This window comes from Aeromicrobium sp. MLTX1 (assembly GCF_046452335.1).
In the GTDB taxonomy this organism is placed as follows: Bacteria; Actinomycetota; Actinomycetes; order Propionibacteriales; family Nocardioidaceae; genus Aeromicrobium.
The window spans coordinates 56,195-73,812 of record NZ_JBKFDN010000001.1 but is presented as its reverse complement, the minus strand read 5'-3'; the positions used below and the strand labels follow the sequence as shown (position 1 = coordinate 73,812).

11 protein-coding genes and 1 tRNA gene are annotated in these 17,618 nt (G+C 64.4%); 9 read left to right on the top strand and 3 right to left on the bottom strand.

Going from position 1 to position 17,618, the window contains the following annotated elements:
* The first annotated feature begins 14 nt into the window (after nt 1-14).
* The 5 genes from ACK99Q_RS00330 to ACK99Q_RS00310 all read left to right on the top strand — a co-directional run bounded on the left by ACK99Q_RS00330 (nt 15) and on the right by ACK99Q_RS00310 (nt 6,232).
* Nucleotides 15-91: transfer RNA gene (locus tag ACK99Q_RS00330), tRNA-Met, on the top strand.
* Between the two features lie 175 nt (nt 92-266).
* Nucleotides 267-494, top strand: coding sequence for a helix-turn-helix transcriptional regulator (locus tag ACK99Q_RS00325; RefSeq protein WP_410184272.1), 228 nt, complete (start codon nt 267-269; stop codon nt 492-494).
* A gap of 16 nt (nt 495-510) precedes the next feature.
* Nucleotides 511-1,722: a tyrosine-type recombinase/integrase gene (locus ACK99Q_RS00320; protein ID WP_410184271.1), complete on the top strand. Its 1,212-nt coding sequence runs from the start codon at nt 511-513 to the stop codon at nt 1,720-1,722.
* A 1,050-nt stretch (nt 1,723-2,772) separates the two neighbouring features.
* Nucleotides 2,773-3,750 carry an AAA family ATPase gene (locus tag ACK99Q_RS00315; RefSeq protein WP_410184270.1) on the top strand — a complete coding sequence of 326 codons (978 nt, stop codon included), beginning with the start codon at nt 2,773-2,775 and terminating at the stop codon, nt 3,748-3,750.
* Nucleotides 3,743-6,232 carry a S8 family peptidase gene (locus ACK99Q_RS00310; protein ID WP_410184269.1) on the top strand — a complete coding sequence of 830 codons (2,490 nt, stop codon included), beginning with the start codon at nt 3,743-3,745 and terminating at the stop codon, nt 6,230-6,232. The genes ACK99Q_RS00315 and ACK99Q_RS00310 overlap by 8 nt, the downstream gene beginning before the upstream one ends.
* Before the next feature lie 574 nt (nt 6,233-6,806).
* Here ACK99Q_RS00310 and ACK99Q_RS00305 read toward each other — a convergent pair.
* A complete protein-coding gene (locus ACK99Q_RS00305; RefSeq protein ID WP_410184268.1) occupies nt 6,807-7,763 on the bottom strand; it encodes a hypothetical protein in 957 nt (318 codons plus the stop codon).
* Complete coding sequence (locus ACK99Q_RS00300) at nt 7,745-8,311, bottom strand: hypothetical protein (RefSeq protein WP_410184267.1); 567 nt, start codon at nt 8,309-8,311, stop codon at nt 7,745-7,747. Before ACK99Q_RS00300 ends, ACK99Q_RS00305 begins: the two co-directional genes overlap by 19 nt.
* Before the next feature lie 390 nt (nt 8,312-8,701).
* On the opposite strand from ACK99Q_RS00300, the gene mobF reads away from it, so the two are divergent.
* Nucleotides 8,702-12,244, top strand: coding sequence for a MobF family relaxase (mobF, locus tag ACK99Q_RS00295; RefSeq protein ID WP_410184266.1), 3,543 nt, complete (start codon nt 8,702-8,704; stop codon nt 12,242-12,244).
* Nucleotides 12,245-13,360: 1,116 nt separating this feature from the next.
* Here mobF and ACK99Q_RS00290 read toward each other — a convergent pair.
* Nucleotides 13,361-14,359: an Ldh family oxidoreductase gene (locus ACK99Q_RS00290; protein ID WP_410184265.1), complete on the bottom strand. Its 999-nt coding sequence runs from the start codon at nt 14,357-14,359 to the stop codon at nt 13,361-13,363.
* Nucleotides 14,360-14,465: 106 nt separating this feature from the next.
* Here ACK99Q_RS00290 and ACK99Q_RS00285 point away from each other — a divergent pair, with 106 nt between their 5' ends.
* The 3 genes from ACK99Q_RS00285 (at nt 14,466) to ACK99Q_RS00275 (ending at nt 17,565) form a co-directional block, all read left to right on the top strand.
* Nucleotides 14,466-15,491 carry an LLM class flavin-dependent oxidoreductase gene (locus tag ACK99Q_RS00285; protein ID WP_410184264.1) on the top strand — a complete coding sequence of 342 codons (1,026 nt, stop codon included), beginning with the start codon at nt 14,466-14,468 and terminating at the stop codon, nt 15,489-15,491.
* Nucleotides 15,492-15,606: 115 nt separating this feature from the next.
* Complete coding sequence (locus ACK99Q_RS00280) at nt 15,607-16,098, top strand: MarR family winged helix-turn-helix transcriptional regulator (RefSeq protein ID WP_410184263.1); 492 nt, start codon at nt 15,607-15,609, stop codon at nt 16,096-16,098.
* 312 nt (nt 16,099-16,410) lie between these two features.
* Complete coding sequence (locus ACK99Q_RS00275; protein WP_410184262.1) at nt 16,411-17,565, top strand: ABC transporter substrate-binding protein; 1,155 nt, start codon at nt 16,411-16,413, stop codon at nt 17,563-17,565.
* Nucleotides 17,566-17,618 lie beyond the last annotated feature (53 nt).

The following is a 17,618-nucleotide window of genomic DNA, read 5'->3' as shown; positions in this document are numbered from 1 at the left end:
AGTTGTCTGAGCAACGCGGGGTGGAGCAGTTCGGTAGCTCGCTGGGCTCATAACCCAGAGGTCGCAGGTTCAAATCCTGCCCCCGCTACCAATCGGGCCCGGAAATCCAACGGATTTCCGGGCCCGAAAGTTTTGAGATTTGATCAACTGCACGTTTACTGCACGCTTTGAGCGCCAGAGGCGCGATCTCGCCTCCTGCGTCGCCATCGATGTTCCGGCGCTGCTCGCCAGTTCGCACTGCGACCTGCGCGGCGCACCTTCGGGGTATGGAGACCAACACGAGAATCGACGGCCTCGACCCGATGGTGGGGATCGAGGACTTGGCGGCCTACCTGGGCTTGCCAGTCAAGACGCTGTACAAATGGCGTCAGGACGGAACGGGACCGGACTCCGTGCGGATCGGCCGACACGTCCGGTACTTCGTGAGCGACGTCAGCGACTGGCTTCAGCAGCAGCGAGAACGCACGGCGCACCGCCCCGCCGTCACCCGCTGACCGCAGGGGGTCTGTCATGACTCGCTCGCGTCTGGCCGTCGGAACGTTCGGCGACATCAACTACCAGCAGACCGCCAGCGGCCGCATCCAAGCTCGCACGCGTTACCGCGACGACGACGGCAAGGTCCGCTTCATCTCGGCGGTGGGGGAGACGCGGCGAGCCGCTGAGCGGAGACTCAAGGAGTCAATCGCCACGCGCACCAGACGAGACGCCTACGCGGAGCTCACACCTGACAGCTCCTTCGGCCAGCTGGTCGAGGTGTGGCTCGAGGACCTCGACCTGGAGGGCAAGCTGGCGGCGAACACCCGGGCGCTCTATGAGCGAAACATGCGCCAGCTCGTGCTGCCGGCGTTCGAGCATCTGGCCCTGCGGGAGATCAGCACCGGACGGGTGGATCGATTCCTCAAGAAGCTCGCGACCACTCGAAGCCACAGCATGGCCAAGCAGGCCAAGACGGTGCTGAGTCTCGCCTTCGGGCTCGCAGTGCGGTACGACGCGCTGGCCCGAAACCCGGTCAGAGAGACGGCTCGACTCAGGAAGCCTCCACGCCAGACTTCGGCGCCCACGTTCGAGGAGATCGAGGCCATTCGGGCGGCGGTTCGGGGTTGGCGGCGCGAAGCGGGGCTATCAGGGCCGAAGCCCGACGGCCAGCTGGAGCTCATCATCGAAGTCATGCTCGGGACGTCGGCGCGGATCGGAGAGGTCCTGGCGATCAGGCGATGCGATGTCGACGTCACGCGCCGACCCGCCACGGTCCGCCTGTCCGGGACGATCGTGTCACCGCCGCGGCAGCCGACGTTTCGGCAAGCACACCCCAAGACGGCGAAGTCAGTCCGCACGATGGCGGTGCCGGCCTTCACGGCCGAGGCGATCCGTCAACGACTCGCTGACGTGCCGGCCGATGACCCAGAGCACCTCCTGTTCTTCACCCGCAATGGCACGCCGCTGACGACGAACAACGTCCGTCGACGTCTGCGCACGATCCTTGAGACGGTTGGGATCGAGGGCGTCACTCCGCACTCGTTCCGACGAACGGTGGCGACATTTCTGGATCGCGCTGGCGGTGCCGAGCTCGCGGCCGAGATGCTCGGCCACACGTCTTCAGCGATTACGAAGGAGCACTACATCGAACGGGACGAACGCGTGAATCCGGTGACTGCCGAGATCCTCGAATCTCTTTCGCCGCGTCGCGACGACCTCATCGATGAGGAAAGCGGTTCGCCCTGAGCTTCGTTCGTGCCTCTTGCCCTTGAGAGACCGAGCACCGACGCGAACAGAGACCGCTTCACCTGACTTGCGTCTGGTGAAGCGGTCCGGTGCTCCGAAGTCCCCAAACTTCGAGCAGGCGGCCCCTTCCCCTGGGCCGCGCCTTTTCACGCTACTCCAGGGCTTCGGAGCACGTCGTCGAAGTGTGCGAATGGATAGGCCCGGAGCGGACGGAGGGGACCGCTCCGGGCCCCATACGGCGCGTCTGGGGGAAGCGCACCGCTCGCCGGGGTCTTCACGGCGTCCCGGGATACTTCCACGGCGAGCGGGTTTCCCCGCGAGTAACCATCTCAGAGACTGGGCACTGGCCGGGAGACAGGAATGTCGCGCAACTCACTGACCTCTGGTGTTCGAACGGCGGCGGAGTCCACGACTGCTGCGCGAGCATCAGCTGCGAGTGGTGCGCCGAGAGTGCATTCCCGCTCAGACGGCCTAGGTGTCTGAACGGCGCGACGCCGCGGCCTTGACCTGGTGGCCCTACGCCTGTCGGTGGTTTCTGGAACCCTGTGGCCCGTGAGCACCTTTCTAATCTTCTCTGCGATCGCCCTTGCTGGTGCATCGATCATCCAAGCAGCAATCGCTCTGTCTCAGATCCGGGATGATGAGCAGGAGGTCATCAGGCATTGGGAAGCTCGCGATCTGTTGCGGAGCGAGATCTCGTGGTGGCATCCGGTTCGGCGCTGGCGGCGACGGGCGGACGTGCGAGAGTTGATCGACGAGATAGAAACTCCGGAGTTTCGTCGCAGGTTCCGGCGGGTCCGCAGGTCCCTCTTCTCGTGGGTCATTCTTCTCGTCGGCTCGGGGTATGGGGTTATCGCTGCTGCGACTGTCTGAAATGACAGAGGTCCTACGCGGCGGTATTACGCAACTGACCTGGCCGGCGGACGGATTCTCACGCAGACGTCGTCGTGCCATGACAGGCTGGGCCCCGACGACAACCCCACGCCGGCTCGCCCCTCCCTCGTGTCGCGGCGTGAGTCTGCGAAACTGTGCAGGACGAGAGGAAGACCAATGGCGCGTGGTGATCTTCTCCTCGCGCTGGTCCAATCCGGCGCTGGGGGAGACGAGCTTGCGTTCCGCCGTGCAGCCGAGGCGCTCATTGCCGAAGAGAACGCGAAGAAGCATGGCGTTCTCGCGTCACAGTTGGCCGACGCGCTCACGAGGCGAAAGAACCCCGCCTCGTCGGTGTCGCCCCTATCGCGCCCGCAGGAGTCCTTGGGATTGTTCCATGAGACCGAACCCTCGAGTCGCCTGACGGACCTAGTACTTCCCTCCGCTGTCAGGCAAGCGACCGCCGACGTTATCGAGGAACATCACCGCCGAGACCTTCTTCGCAGTCATGGCGTCGAGCCGCGACACCGCATCTTGCTCGAAGGTCCTCCTGGCACGGGCAAGACGACCCTCGCTGAAGCTATAGCGACGGAGATTGCGGTTCCTCTGCTGACGGTTCGCTATGAAGCCTTGATTGGGTCGTTCCTTGGGGAAACGGCAAGCCGACTGGACAGCCTCTTCTCCGCAGTCCGAATCAGGCCATGTGTACTTTTCTTCGACGAATTCGATGCTGTTGCGAAGGAACGCGGGGACACACACGAAACAGGCGAGATCAAACGGGTCGTGAGTTCGCTGCTGCTCCAAGTTGATCGGCTCCCAAGTCACGTCATCGTCGTGGCAGCAACGAACCACGCGGAACTCCTCGATCGAGCCGTGTGGCGACGGATGCAACTGCGCCTCTCTTTGCCGAAGGCAAGTCGCGACGGAAAGGTCGAGTGGCTCCGTGCCTGGTCGGCCCGGACTGGCGTTAGCTTCGGGAAGTCCGAGCGCACGATCGCTGACCGTCTCAGAGACGTGAGCTACGCCGAGCTACAGGACTTCGCCACCGACGTGCAGCGCCGGCAGATTCTCGACGGGTTCGACGCGGACCCGGCACGGGTGACCGAACGCATTCTTCAAGTCTGGGCGGCCCGAGCGAAGCCTGCCTCAAATGGCTGAGGTTCTCAACGCGGACCGGCCCATCTTGTGGGGTCAAGTCGGGCCTCCTGTCACATACAAGCCGAATGTAGGCGGCAGCGCGACCGTCGAGGTGCCGTCGCGAGCATCGCAAGGTCAGCGCCTCGGGAGTCGGTTTACCGATCTCGACAACGCCTTCAGCGAACAGGCGACTCTGAGTCAATCGCTTGGGGCGAGCGAGCCGCAGTTGGTGGTTGTGTTTGAAGCTATCGACGAGCGTGAAGACCTGAGCGACGTTGCCGTGCGTGCTGGGCTGGAGATCCTCATCGATGTTGCCCGGGATTACGAGCCTGACTCCGATTTCCCGCGAACCACGAAGAATCAAGATCTTCCGGTCGGCGGGTGCCTCCACGCGGTGTGTGTCAGCGAGGAGGCAAAGGCGAATGTCCTACGCCAATGGCGGAAGTGGCAGGACACTGGAAAGGTCGACACGGGTTATGCGCCCCTGCGGAGGTTGTTCGAGCACCTGAAGGATGTTCGCCCATGGGGTCCCGCGGACCGTGTGCGAGCCGGTGACGTCGCAGAGGCACTCAAGGGAATGCTCCCCGGCGACCACACCATTGAGATTGAACTCTGGTACCGGCGGGCCGAGACCGCTCGCCACCAGGCGGAGGCTGATGTCACTGCCCTGATCGAGCTGGGCGGCGGGCGCGTAATCTCCGCGGCTCAGATCGCGGACGTTGGTTACCACGGGATGAAGTGCACTGTTCCGCTCGACGTTCTTCAGGCGCTCGCATCAGGTGATTACGACGCTCTTACGGCCGTGAAGTCGGCACATGTCATGTACCTCCGGGTCAGCTCCCAGTCGTACTCGATCTCCGACGAAGTCGCTCCAAGTGGCACCTCCACAGCCGCACCGCCCACGGGTGACCCTGTGCTGTGCGTCCTCGACGGTGTGCCGGTGGCAAATCACGCGTTGCTACGTGATCGGATCATCGTGACGGACCCTGATGATCTGGCCGCCGAAACCGTCGTGGACACGGGACTGCGACGGCACGGAACGGCCATGGCGTCGGTATGTGTATGGGGGGACCTCTCCCTCAACGAGGCCCCTGCGACCCGCCCGGTGCTCGTCCGTCCCATTCTTACGCCAGCCCAAGACACCTTGGGGAAGTGGGAGGAACTCCCTTCCGCGGAATTGGCCCCGGATCTCATGAGGAGGGTCTTCCGCGAACTCTTCGAGGGCGACGGATTTACCGACGCTACGGCACCTTCCGTGGTGGTCGTCAATCTCTCCGTCGGAGATCCCGCCGCCCCGTTCGACGGCGTGGTGTCGTCCTGGGCCAGGACCCTCGATTGGTTGAGTGTCAGGTACGGAGTCGTCATCATCGTCTCGTCTGGGAATCACGGTACTTTGACGGTGCCTGATGGCACCGATGCATTGGTCGATCTCACGGGCGCGGACCGGGCGGCGGCCGTCAACTCACACGTAGCACACACCAACCCGCGCCGGAGTCTTCTGGCTCCAGCTGACGCGATCAATGCCGTGACGGTTGGCGCACTTAACGACGACGGAGCCGGCGATGTGCCGGTCACTGGTTACCAATTCGACCCAGCTGACGGGACTCTTATTGTGAGCCCGACGAGCGGACTGGGCTCCGGCCATCACCGGTCGGTCAAACCGGATGTGATAGCTCCGGGAGGACGCTCACGATTCATGCTGCCGATGGTGGGTGGTGCCACCGAGATCCACCCGGCGACACAATCGGCCCTTGGGCCGGGAATCAAGGTTGCCGCTGCAGCTGGCGGCGAGGCCTTCACCGTTGGTACTAGTCCGGCGGCCGCATCGGTTTCACGTGCCGCCGCACGCGCGGTCGACACGGTTCTGGATCTCGCTGGGCGCAACTTAACGCGTTCGGAACTCGCAGTTGCCACGAAGGCCATGGTTACGCACGCGGCGCGCGTTCCCGACGACCTAATCGTGCACGACGGCCTGAGGCACGCCGCTCATGGTTACGGCATTCTCGCCCGGCACCTCGCTGATGGGTGTGACCCCAACGAAGCCTCCATTCTGTTCGTAGGCAACATAGGTGAGAACGAGGCACGGACGCTGGCGCTTCCCCTTCCGAACGGCTTGCAGGCGCGCGGCGTCAAACGAGTGACGGCGACGCTCGCATGGTTGTCTCCCGTCAACTGGAGGCATCGGCAGTACCGTCGCGCCGTGCTGGAGTTCTCGAAGCCGAAGGGTCTCAGCAATCTTGGTACGGCACTTGGCGCAGTCGGCGACAAGCCAAAGAGGGGCACCCTCCAGCACGTCGAGTGGGAAGTAGTCCCGGCTGTTGGCGTGGGGCAGGGCACCGACCTTGAGTTGACGGTCAACTGCAAGGGTCAGGCCGGCGGCCTACGAGGCGAACGGGTCGACTTTGGCGTCGTCCTTTCCCTTTGGGTTGCACCCGAGCTGAACGTCGACGTTTATGCCCAGGTGCAACAGCAGGTCGCCGCTCGAGTCGCGGTGGCCCCGTAGGCCTGGTCCTGCGTGCCGTCCCTACTGGGCAAAAAGGGGGCAGCTACAAGTACCCGCTGGCGAACGGCCGACCAGACGCCGTGCCGTGCGCTCCTCCTGCCCCCAGAAGGGGGCGTTCGGGGTGTTCGCGTGGAGAGTCCTGGAGATTTCTGCCGGAAGTTTGCGAACGGCCTCTGACCTGCGCGAACACTGGAGAAGGCCTCCCAGGACAGTGGCCAACCGATGGGTGTTCGCGCACGTCCGGCGCTCGTCAGGGTGCACATTGGTGGGGTGTATGAACGTGAGTCGCGAGCGGTGAGCGCCGGTCTACGACCGCGCAGTCGCTGCACGTCGAAAACTCGGCTTCCTCGCCGAGGGCGTCGGTGCCGCTGGGGACAGGAAGTTCAGGCCTCGCGCTTGATGACGCGATCGGCGGCGTTTGCGCAGGTCAGACGGTGCCGCCGATTCGGCGGCACCGTTGAGGAACTATCGGGGAGGCCTACATGCTGGCCGATGAGGTCGATTCGTGATGGCGGTCGCGATGCCGTTCCCGTGCGAACGTGTTCCCGTTCATTGACGTCACCCCGAGATGTGACTACTGGACGAGGACCTGGGCCTCGCCCACGGCGATCTGAACCGAGCGCCGCAATCCACCGAAGCGGAAGGTGCCGCTCTGTCCGGCTCCTTCCCAGCGCACGACCCATGTCGAGGTAGCGGTGACCGTGTACTTGTCGCCGGGCTGGTCGGCGCTCTCCCGCTCATAGATGTGGCCACAGGTCGGCGACTGTTTCTTGCCGTACGCGGCCTGGTAAGCGGTGCCAGGGTTCCGGCAGGTCACCTCCATGCCGTCACCCATGTCCCACTCGATGTGGTGGACCCGCGCGACCGCGGTGACGGTCACCCCGCCCGCCGATGCTGACGCACGTATCGGACCCCAGGTGTTCTCGTTGGCGTTGGCTACCCACATCCACACGGGCATGCCGACGATTCCGATGCGGTCGCGACCTGGTTCGGGCACGATGCCGATGGAGATCGCTCGCAGGTTCATCCGGTCGATGGCGAGTTGGGCGACTTCCCGTGGGGTCGGGGCGGCGCCGGAATTGGGTGGGGGAGCAGCGGACCAGATTTGGACCTGGAGGTCCGTCTGCGGTTGCCAGCATTCGTACACGTTCCCGTCACCGGGTTCGTGACCCTGCCAAGCGGGGTCACCGGCAGCAGGCTGCGGGTCAGTCAACCGGATGTAGCAGTTCGACGCGTTGGACCAATAACCGAAGTCGGTGCTGCACGGCACTGGTCCGGGTGGTGGCTTGGTGATTCCGTTCTTTCTCCCGTCCCAGTAGCAGCTCGCGCCGGAGCCGGAGTCCTTCGGCGAGTCCTTGGGCGGATCGGTGGGCTCTCCGGGCCCGGCGGGAATCTCCACGACCGTCAAGCACACACCTTTGACCGGGTTGACCTGGGTGCACTCAGGTTCGGCATCGGCAGGGACAAGGGTGGTGACACAACCCAGGAGAACCACGAGGGCGGTGACCTTGGTCAGGCTGCGGGTGAACATGGCGTCATCTCGAGGTCCTCGCCTCCGGCGACACGCCAGGCGCCGTCCGGGTTCTCGGACCAGTCGTAGTTCGCGACGAGGTAGCGAGTCCATCCGGTGTCCGGCCGGTTCGCCGGGATGACCGAATCGCCACTGGGTCCCACGACGTCGGCGCCGCTGACATCCCAACACACGTCGATCACGACCGTCGGAACGTTGCCGGCTTCCGGGTCGGAGTTGTCCAGGCTTACCGACTGGACCGTCATCTCCGCTACTCGCGTGTGGCCGACTTGGCGTTCACGGTCGCGACGCATGGTCGCGATCGCTCGCTGCAGCGCGGTGAGCTGCCCACTCGTCGCGACGCGTCGGAGTTCGCCCATCGATCGCGCCGGGTTCTGATTCAGCGCGTCGACGGTCGCGTAGTACTCGCCGATGAGCCGCGAGGCCGCAGTCGTTGCGATCTGCGACTCAGTGGGCGGAGTTGTCGTCGCGTCCGTAACCGTCGGTGAGGCCGAGGCGGTAGGTATCGGCGCAGGGTCGTCTGAACAGCCGGTCAGCGCGGCCAGCAAGATCCCGACCGCAGCGAGAAGGTGTGCTGCGCGTGTCATCGTCACCGCCCCCGATGTCTGCCCTCCGCATCCGGCCCGAGGCGGGTGCGCGCGGAGCAACCACCAGCGACCGGCGAGAACGCCGTCACGATTCATTGAGTCACTGGTGCAGGACCAGATGCAACTGTGTCTCATCGATCATTTCGCCTCCCGAAGTCGATGTCCTGCTGCGTAGGTGTCCCGCGGTTTCCGAACACCCCCTGCCGCCTGGGTGTTCGCGACCGGTGTTTGGAGGGTTACACGTCTGGCAACCGAGGTGGTCTCAGTACGCGGCAACCTGTGGATAACTCGGCCAAAACAGGATCTGTGGTTCATCGTGAGCACCTACATCGCGCAGGAGGTGCGCTCACCGTGACGGTGTCGATGAAGGTCATGTCGGCCGGCGACGGCTACAGGTACTTGCTCAAGTCCGTGGTCGCAGGAGACGGGAACCGCGCCGTCTCCACCCCGATGACGCGGTACTACACCGAGATGGGGACGCCGCCCGGACGATGGCTGGGATCTGGCCTGCACGCCCTCGGCGACGAAACGTTGACCAGCGGGGACCCGGTCGCGGCCGAGCAGTTGGCGTTGCTGATGGGCGCCGGACGCGATCCCATCACCGGGGAGCAGCTCGGCCTTCCGTTCCGGAACTTCGCCTCGGTCCGAGAACGCATGACATCGCGGATCGCGGCGCTGAGCACGGGGCTGTCGGCGTTGCAGCGCGAAGCGGCGATCGCCGGCATCGAAGCCGAAGAACGAGCACTAGGCGAGAGCCGCGCGATCGCGGGCTTCGACGTCACGTTCAGCGTCCCCAAGTCGGTGTCCGTGCTGTGGGGCCTTTCGGATGCGGGCACCCAGGCGCTGATCGTCGAGGCGCACCGTGCGGCCCTGGACGAGGTCATGGACCTGCTCGAGCGGGAGATCGCCACGACACGTGTGGGACAGAAAGCGGTTCAGGGCGCCGTCGCCCAGGCCGACATCGTTGGGATCGTCGCGGCCGCGTTCGATCACTGGGACTCGCGGCTCGGCGACCCGCAGCTGCACACCCACGTCGTCATCTCGAACAAGGTCAAGACCGCGGCCGACGGGAAATGGCGCAGCCTGGACAGTCGCGCCCTGCACGCAGGTGTGGTCGCGATGTCCGAGCACTACAACGCCGTCCTCGCCGACCGGATCACCCACCTGTTCGGGATCGAATGGGAGCAACGCGCGCGTGGCAAGGACCGCAACCCGTCTTGGGAACTCGCGCTCGTGCCGGAGCGACTCATCCGCGCGTTTTCCAGCCGGTCCCACGCGATCGAGCTCGAGAAGGACCGACTCATTGACGACTATGTCGCTCATCACGGGAAGCGCCCGTCACGGAAGACCGTCATCCGGCTGCGCGCTCAAGCCACCCTCGCCACTCGACCCGAGAAGCAGGTCCGCTCGCTGGCCGACCTGACCGATGAGTGGCGGGCCCGAGCCGACGAGATCCTGACTGAAAACGCTCTGGGCTGGGCCCGTCGTGTCGTCGGCCCCCAGATGTCGGTGCGAACGCTTCGTGCCGATGACGTCAGCCTCGACGTGATCAGTTTGCTGGGCGAGACCGTGGTCGGCGCGGTCAGCGAGAAGCGTGCGACGTGGCGGCATTGGAACCTGTGGGCTGAGGCCTCCCGCCAGACGATGGGATGGCGGTTTGCGAGCGCGACCGATCGCGAAGCGGTCGTCGGACTGATCGTCGAAGCGGCCGAACATCGATCGCTGATGATCACCCCTCCGGAGCTCACGTCGAGCCCGGCGATGTTCACGCGCGACGACGGCACCTCACGGTTCCGGCCCCTCCACTCGATCATCTACACCTCGACTGAACTCCTCGCCGCCGAGGACCGACTTCTTGCACGCTCGCGCGATACGACCGGACCCGTCGTCCGCCTGGACGTGATCGAACGCCCCGCGCACCGGAAGTCCAGGGGCACGCGGCTCAGCGAGGAGCAGGCGCAGACGCTCGCGCAGATCGCCGTCTCAGGCCGACATGTCGATCTGCTCATCGGCCCGGCCGGGGCCGGAAAGACCACCGCGATGCACGCGCTACGACGCACCTGGCAAGCAGAGCACGGCGAGGACAGCGTGGTCGGGTTGGCACCCAGTGCCGTCGCCGCGCAAGTCCTCGCCGACGACCTGGGCATCGCGTGTGAGAACACCGCCAAATGGCTCCACGAAAACGACCACGGCAGGACCCGATTTCACCCAGGCCAGCTGATCATTATCGACGAGGCCACACTCGCCGGAACGCTCGCCCTAGACCGGGTCACCGGACTGGCCGAAGCCGCCGGCGCGAAGGTCCTGCTCGTCGGAGACTGGGCGCAACTGCAGTCGATCGACGCCGGGGGAGCATTCAGCCTCCTCGTCGACTCCCGGGACGACACTCCGGAACTCACCGAGGTCCACCGCTTCACCCATGACTGGGAGAGACGAGCCTCTCTCGAACTGCGCTTCGGGCGTCAGTCGGTGCTCGGCACCTACATCCGCCACAACCGTGTCCGTGAAGGCACCACGGCACAGATGATCGACGCCGCCTACCTCGCCTGGCGCGCCGACGTCCGGAGTGGCCGAGAGAGCATCCTCGTCACCGAATCCACCGGCTCGATGATCGAACTGAACACCCGCGGCCGCGCCGAACGCATCCTCGACGACGACACCGACACAGCCCGCGACGTGCGCCTCGGCGACGGCACCCACGCCTCCGCCGGCGACCTGATCATCACCCGCAGCAACGACCGACACCTCCAGCCCGCTCGTGGTGGGTGGGTCCGCAACGGCGACCGTTGGCGCGTCCTAGCCGCCGGGCGCGACGGCTCCCTTCGGGTCGAACGCGTCGGCGTCCGGCTCGGAGGGTCGGTCACCCTGCCTGCGGCGTATGTCGCCGAGCACGTCGATCTCGGTTACGCCGTGACGGCCCACCGCGCCCAGGGCGTCACCGTCGACACCGCCCACGTCGTGGTCACCAGCTCGACGACCTGCGAGAACCTCTACGTCTCCATGACCCGCGGGCGCGACGCCAACACCGCCTACGTCGGCCTCGACCAACCTGACGAGAGCCACACGCCGCACGGAGAGTCCGAAGTGTCCGGCCGGTCCGTTCTCTGCGGCGTGCTGCAGCACAGCGGCGCCGAGCTCTCCGCCCACCAGGCGATCGCAGCCCAACAGGACCACTGGGCCTCGATCGCCCAACTCGCCGCCGAGTACGAGACGATCGCGGTCGTCGCCCAACGGGCCCGCTGGATTGATCTGCTCAAGCGGGCCGGTCTCACTACTTGCCAGATCGACGAAGTCCTCACCTCGGACTCCTTCGGGCCTCTCGCCGCTGAATTGCGCCGCGCCGAGGCCAACGGACTGAACCTCGGAACCGAACTTCCCCGACTCATCGGCCAGCGGTCCCTGGATGACGCGGATGACGTCGGCGCGGTCCTCATCTCGCGCCTCAAACGTGCCGGTTCGTTGCCAGCGCGGGCCCGCCGGCGCGGTCATCGCCGACTCATCGCCGGGATCATCCCGCAAGCCACCGGACCGATGGCACCGGACATGGCCGAAGCCCTCGCCCAGCGCCAACAACTCATCGAGACCCGAGCGACTGCTCTGGCCGAAGCCGCGCTCACCAGCAGCGAGCGTTGGTTCCGACGCCTCGGCACACCACCCCAAAAAGGCGCACCTCGGGAGCGCTGGGTCGAAGAACTGCGCACCGTCGCCGCCTACCGCGACAGATACCCTACCGACTCCGATGCCGTGCTCGGCGACGTGCGCACCGACGTGCAGAAACTCGACCATGTCCGAGCCCGGCAAGCAATCAAACGCGCCCGCGCCATCGCCGACGAAGCCGACGATCTCGAGTCGCGCCGAGACCCGAGAACCGCGTCTCGGGGGAGGTCTGTGTGAACCACAGATCCCGTTCGAGTCGGCTTATCCACAGATCACGGCAGGTCGGTTTCGAACGCGTTGGCGGGGAGCGGACGGTGAAGACACAACGCACCCGAAAGAGACCTCCATGCTCGTGCTGTCGTTCTGGCTCACAGTCACTGTCCACCAGTACCTGCGCTTCTAAGCGCACCAACATCGCCGTCGCCTGACTCCGCTCACCCCGCGGCCGTCCCTGGGCCGTCCCCTATTGGTCTCGGAGTCGGACTCGCCTACCTGCACGCGATGGCCTTCTGCGGCCCGACCGTCGAAGGCGGACCTGGCTGGGGCAATCTACTCGTCCCGCTGTTCTTCTGGAACGCCCATGAAACTCGGCATCACCGGGCTATACGGCATCGCGTGGACGATCCTCGCTCTCGTGCGATGCGTGCTATCGGCTGGCTCAGCGTATACCTGCGCGTAACGCGCAGAACCCGCAGCATGAGACGACGCGAAGACTTTTCTGACGTTGCTGCGCCCGCCGACTTCTGTGGGGAATGGCGAGGTGGAACCGAACGTCGACGACACTTGAATAACGGCCGAACAACGGGAAACGAACCGGCGCTTTCGACGGTTTCGTAGGAAATGCCCGTTGCCTTCGATGCGAGCAGTGCGGCGGTCAACTCCGGATCCGCAGCCAGGTGGAGGTAGGGGAAGAGGGTGACCTCCTCACAAGGCACCCGTACTCCGACTCGACTAGTTCCTTGACTTTGACGATCATTTCGCTGGAGGTCGGGGGTTCAGGCTGATATTGAACCTGCCGCGATCGGGCTTCCGATCCAGGCGATGATCGCGGTTCGGCTTCAGCCCTCTGCTCGAGCTGGAATCGGGGGAGTGGCCTCACGCTCGGCGCGCTGCCCGGTGTTCTGAACGTCTTCTTGCTCGCTGGCGCGAATGACTTTCTCATTCAGGTCTCGGCCGAGTCTCCGGATGCATAGTGCAGGTTCGTTGTCGATTATCTCAGCGCTTCCGGGGAGTTCGCCCTGACCGAGACGAGCCTGGTGTTCGAACACGTCCGGGGTTCCTTGGCGTAGGTCCGAGGCGAACCTCGACGGAGTCGTGGTGAACTCCGCCGAGGTGCTGGGACCGGACTGTTGGCTAGGAAGGTCGACCGCTGGCGTGCTTGAGAAGTCCGTTGAGGACGACGTCCTCGACTTCGATCATCCCTCGTGCTACGGCGTCGCGACGGTGGCGTGCGGAACGTTCAAAGGGGACACGTACGGGTCGGGACGGATCGATCGGACGGGTTGCCCTCAGCTGGTCAGCGTACGAAGCGACCCTGGCGGCGTACTCCTCACGTGAGGTGAGAATCTCGGGATCGACCGCCGTAACGAAGAATCCGACGTCACTGACTCCTTCCGGATTTTCGGAGGCGCCGGTCATCATGCCGAGCAACTGGACCACCAGGGCCAACCCCGATCCCTTGTGGCCGCCCCAGACGGTGAAGGCTCCCTCCAAAGCCGCTGTCGCGTCAGTTGTCGGATGGCCGTCGGGGCCGTAGGCGAGCCCTTCCGCCAGCGGTTGTCCCGTACGGGAAGCTAGGACCACCTCGCCGTACATGATCGCAGCGGTGCCGATGTCCCAGATGATCGGATCGTCGGCAGAGGGGAATCCGAACGCGATCGGATTGGTTCCGAATCGTCCTTCCGATCCGCCGAACGGGGCGACGAACTGACCGCTGCTACCCGCGATCATTCCGACGAGCCCGGCGGCCGTGATCTTCTCCAGGTAATAGGTGAACATGCCGGTGTACCACGTGTTTCGAGCGCCCACGACCGAGATCCCGTGCTCCAAAGCCTTCGTGATCGCAGTCTCGGTGGCCCGCAGGCCGACGACATATCCCACCTGATCGCCGCCATCAAATGTTGCCGAAATGGGAGTCTCCTTCAACACTGTGACGGCTTCGAACGGCTTCGCAGTGGCGAGGCTGCGTTCAATCACCGACAGCCCACGGGGGAGGCCGCCAAAGGAGAAGCCACGAAGCTCGGCGTCGATCAGGTGGTCCGCGATGTCTGATGCGTCGCTTGCCGGGTAACCGATGGACTGCATGCAACGACTGACCAGTTGGTGCGCTTCGGGAATCGTGAGTACGGGCATGGTGCTCCTTGCTGAGATGGTATAAGCATGCTAAGACTAGATTCGCATGCTTACAACCCTGAGTGCGCTGGGCGCGCAAAGGTCCAATGAACGAGGAGTGTTTGACGTGGTCGAAGTATTCAGTGTCGACAACCCGATGGTCGTCGGTGACGCCGACGACGAGGCGTTGGTGCGGCGAACCGAGACGTACGAGGCGGCAGATTCACTCGATCGGCTCTTGGTCGGCTACTCCTCGACGTGGCCGCACAACCACGCCTACGCGCCGTACATGTTGGCCAAGACAAGCCGGCTTTCCCTGATTGTCGCGCACCGCCCTGGCGTCATGGACCCGGCTGCTGCAGCGCGGTACTTCGCCACACTGGACGTGCTTTCTGGGGGACGCCTGGCTATTAACGTGGTCGTTGGTGGCTCGGACAAGGATCTGCAGCGCGAGGGAGACTACTCGCCCAAGGCTGAACGCTACGCTCGAGCTACCGAGTACCTGGACGTGGTGCGAGAGGCGTGGACCGCCGAAGCCGCCGTTGACCATGCCGGAGACTTCTACACCGAAGCGGGCATCCGCCAATCGCTGAAGCCCTTCCAGGGGCAGGTCCCCATCTTCATGGGCGGCGAGAGTGATGACGCGGTGGAGTTTGGTGCCAAGCATGCCGATCTCTACATGCTTTGGGGCGAGCCCTTGGCTGGAACCCGGGAACGAATCGTGCGCGTCGCCGAGGCAGCGGAACGACACGGTCGTCGCCCGAAGTTCTCGCTTAGCCTGCGGGTATTCCTGGGTGACACCGACGAGCAAGCGTGGGAGCAGGCGCGGTACGCAGAGCGCAGCATCCTTGAGGCGCAGGGCTCAGGCTCGATCTTGCGATCGTCGTCCTCGGATAACTCGGTCGGACGACAGAGGCAGCTGGCCACGGCCGATGAGGAGCTGCACGACGACTGTTACTGGACGCGGCTCGTCAGCCTGCTCGGCGGGTTTGCGAACTCTGGCGCTTTGGTCGGGACGCCCGACCGCGTCCTGGACTCGATGCGCAAGTACGTCGAACTCGGAGTGGACGCCTTCTTGCTGACCACTGGCGTGGATGGCGTGTGGGATCCGTCGTTGGACGACTTCGCCCGGCGCGTCAAGAAGGAGTTGTGATCTGGCGGCGCAGCGCAGCAATCCCTGCGCTGCGCCGTGGCTGGCCCACCGTCTGACAGAGTAGGTCTGGGCGTTGAGGGCCCAATGTGACCGAGAGCTGGAGGCGGAGGCACCGATGGACGAGAGTGAAGGCGCAACCAATGACGTGCCCGCGATGGATCGGGCAACCTATGTGGTGGACGCCGTTGTCCGGCTGGAGCGCGCCGTCGCCAGAATCGGCAACCTGCGTCTTCAGCAGTGGAACATGACGCTCTCGAGTTACACGGCGCTTCGAATCATCGCGAGTCGTCCTCACCTCAGCTTGGCTCAACTCTCTCGGCGTTGCTTCGTTCGTCCTCAGACCATGACGCGAATCGTGAGCCAGCTCGAACGCCGCGGATTCGTGGTCCGTGATCCCAATCCGGAGAGCGAACGAGCGTTGTCCCTGAGGGCGACCGAAGAGGGCTTTGCGGCGCTCGCCTTGATGGATCCCGAGGTCAATCGCATCAACAGCACCATCACGCAGGTGCTTTCTGATGCGCAGATCGCAGACTTGGACTCGATGCTTCGGGACTGTGCCCGGCAGGTCGAGGGCGAGATCTCGGATCTCTCGCGCAAGGAGCGTTGACGCCGTCGCAACAGGGCTACCCGCCTCATTTCAGAGCGCGTGACCCTGGCCCGTCTGCCGGTTAACTGCACCGGCGGGCGGGCCTTTCTCGTCGCTGTCGAGGCGCGAGGAAAGGATTCTCGCGGACTCCTTGACAGAATGTCAGCATGCTGGTCTACAATCAGCATGCTGATCAAATTGAGATGTGCATCACACGACATTCCATGACTGTTCGTGGTGCAGTTCCACAGAGAAGGACGAACGATGAGACGACTTGATCAAGTGGCGTCCACCGGGCACCAAGGCCTCCGTCGGTCCGGCAGGCGATGTGCATTGGCCGCCGCGATCGTTGTGATGGGCCTCGGTCTCGCAGCATGTGGAAGCGATTCCGAGGGGAGTTCTTCAGGTGAGATCGTCATCGCGACAGACATGCCGCTCAGCGGTGGTGGGACGTCAACGTGCAAGCCCATTGCCGACGGCTCGGCCGCGTGGTTTGAGAAGGTCAATGCCGAGGGCGGCGTCCATGGCAAGAAGATCAAGAACATCGTCGAGGATGACGCTCTCAACCCGTCCGAGGCAATCACCAACGTCCGCGGATTCGTGGCCGACGATTCTGTCGTGGCGCTCTTCAGCGGCTGCGGAAGCGCGGTGACGCAAGCTGTGCTGCCGGTTCTGAAGGGTTCGGACCTCGCCTACTTCTTCCCGTGGGCTCAAGCGCCGGGCTTGGCAGCGGAGCCGAATGTGTTCATGCTCCAGCCGGAATGGGACGAGCAGGCGGGCCCGGCCATCGCAGACGTGCTTGATCGATTTGGTTCCGGGTCGGTCTATTACATCGGCCAGGCCATCCCCGGAATCGAGGAAGACATCAAGAACGTCCAGAAGGACGTCGAGGCCGCGGGTGGCGAGTTCGTCGGCTCTTCAGTGGTCAAGATCAACGAGACCGACGTCACGTCGACCATCCTCAAGATCAAGTCGCTCAAGCCAGACTACGTGGTCTCCGTGATCACCTCGGGTGACCAGGCTCGTGTGGTCAAGGCCATGGATGCCCAATCCGCATTCCCGCAGAAGTACCTACTCACTTCAGGCACCGCCGCCACGGACGCCTTCCTCTCGGGCATCGGTGATGTCCCGATCGACGGCAAGACGCTGGCGTTCTCGGTGACAGCGGCTCCGGCGAGCGATCAAGGCAAGGAGTGTGTGGAGGCATTCAAGAAGTACGCACCCGGACTCATTGCCGACGCGCAGTCGCTGATCGGCTGCACCAACGCTCAAGCGATGATCGCAGCGCTCGAGGATGCCGGGAAGAACCCGACGCGCGCGTCCGTGTCGAAGGCCGTTGAGGCCTGGTCCGAGAAGAAGGTCTCCGAGGCCCTTCCGCCCGTGACGTTCTCCGGTGACGATCACCAGGGAATCCACAGTCTCTTCGTTCTGGGCTTCGATGGAGGGAAGATCATCCCTTCGTTCGAGGTCGAACTTCCCTCCCCGTGAACGCTCCGTCCTGCGGGCGCGTTCGGCGCCCGCAGGACGGTCCGAATCGAACC

Bases quoted from the DNA above. Each gene is read 5' to 3' on its own strand.
- ACK99Q_RS00310 (WP_410184269.1), top strand. From the start codon at position 3,743: ATGGCTGAGGTTCTCAACGCGGACCGGCCCATCTTGTGGGGTCAAGTC.
- ACK99Q_RS00325 (WP_410184272.1), top strand. From the start codon at position 267: ATGGAGACCAACACGAGAATCGACGGCCTCGACCCGATGGTGGGGATC.
- ACK99Q_RS00280 (WP_410184263.1), top strand. From the start codon at position 15,607: ATGGACGAGAGTGAAGGCGCAACCAATGACGTGCCCGCGATGGATCGG.
- ACK99Q_RS00290 (WP_410184265.1), bottom strand. From the start codon at position 14,359: ATGCCCGTACTCACGATTCCCGAAGCGCACCAACTGGTCAGTCGTTGC.
- ACK99Q_RS00305 (WP_410184268.1), bottom strand. From the start codon at position 7,763: ATGTTCACCCGCAGCCTGACCAAGGTCACCGCCCTCGTGGTTCTCCTG.
- ACK99Q_RS00315 (WP_410184270.1), top strand. From the start codon at position 2,773: ATGGCGCGTGGTGATCTTCTCCTCGCGCTGGTCCAATCCGGCGCTGGG.
- ACK99Q_RS00320 (WP_410184271.1), top strand. From the start codon at position 511: ATGACTCGCTCGCGTCTGGCCGTCGGAACGTTCGGCGACATCAACTAC.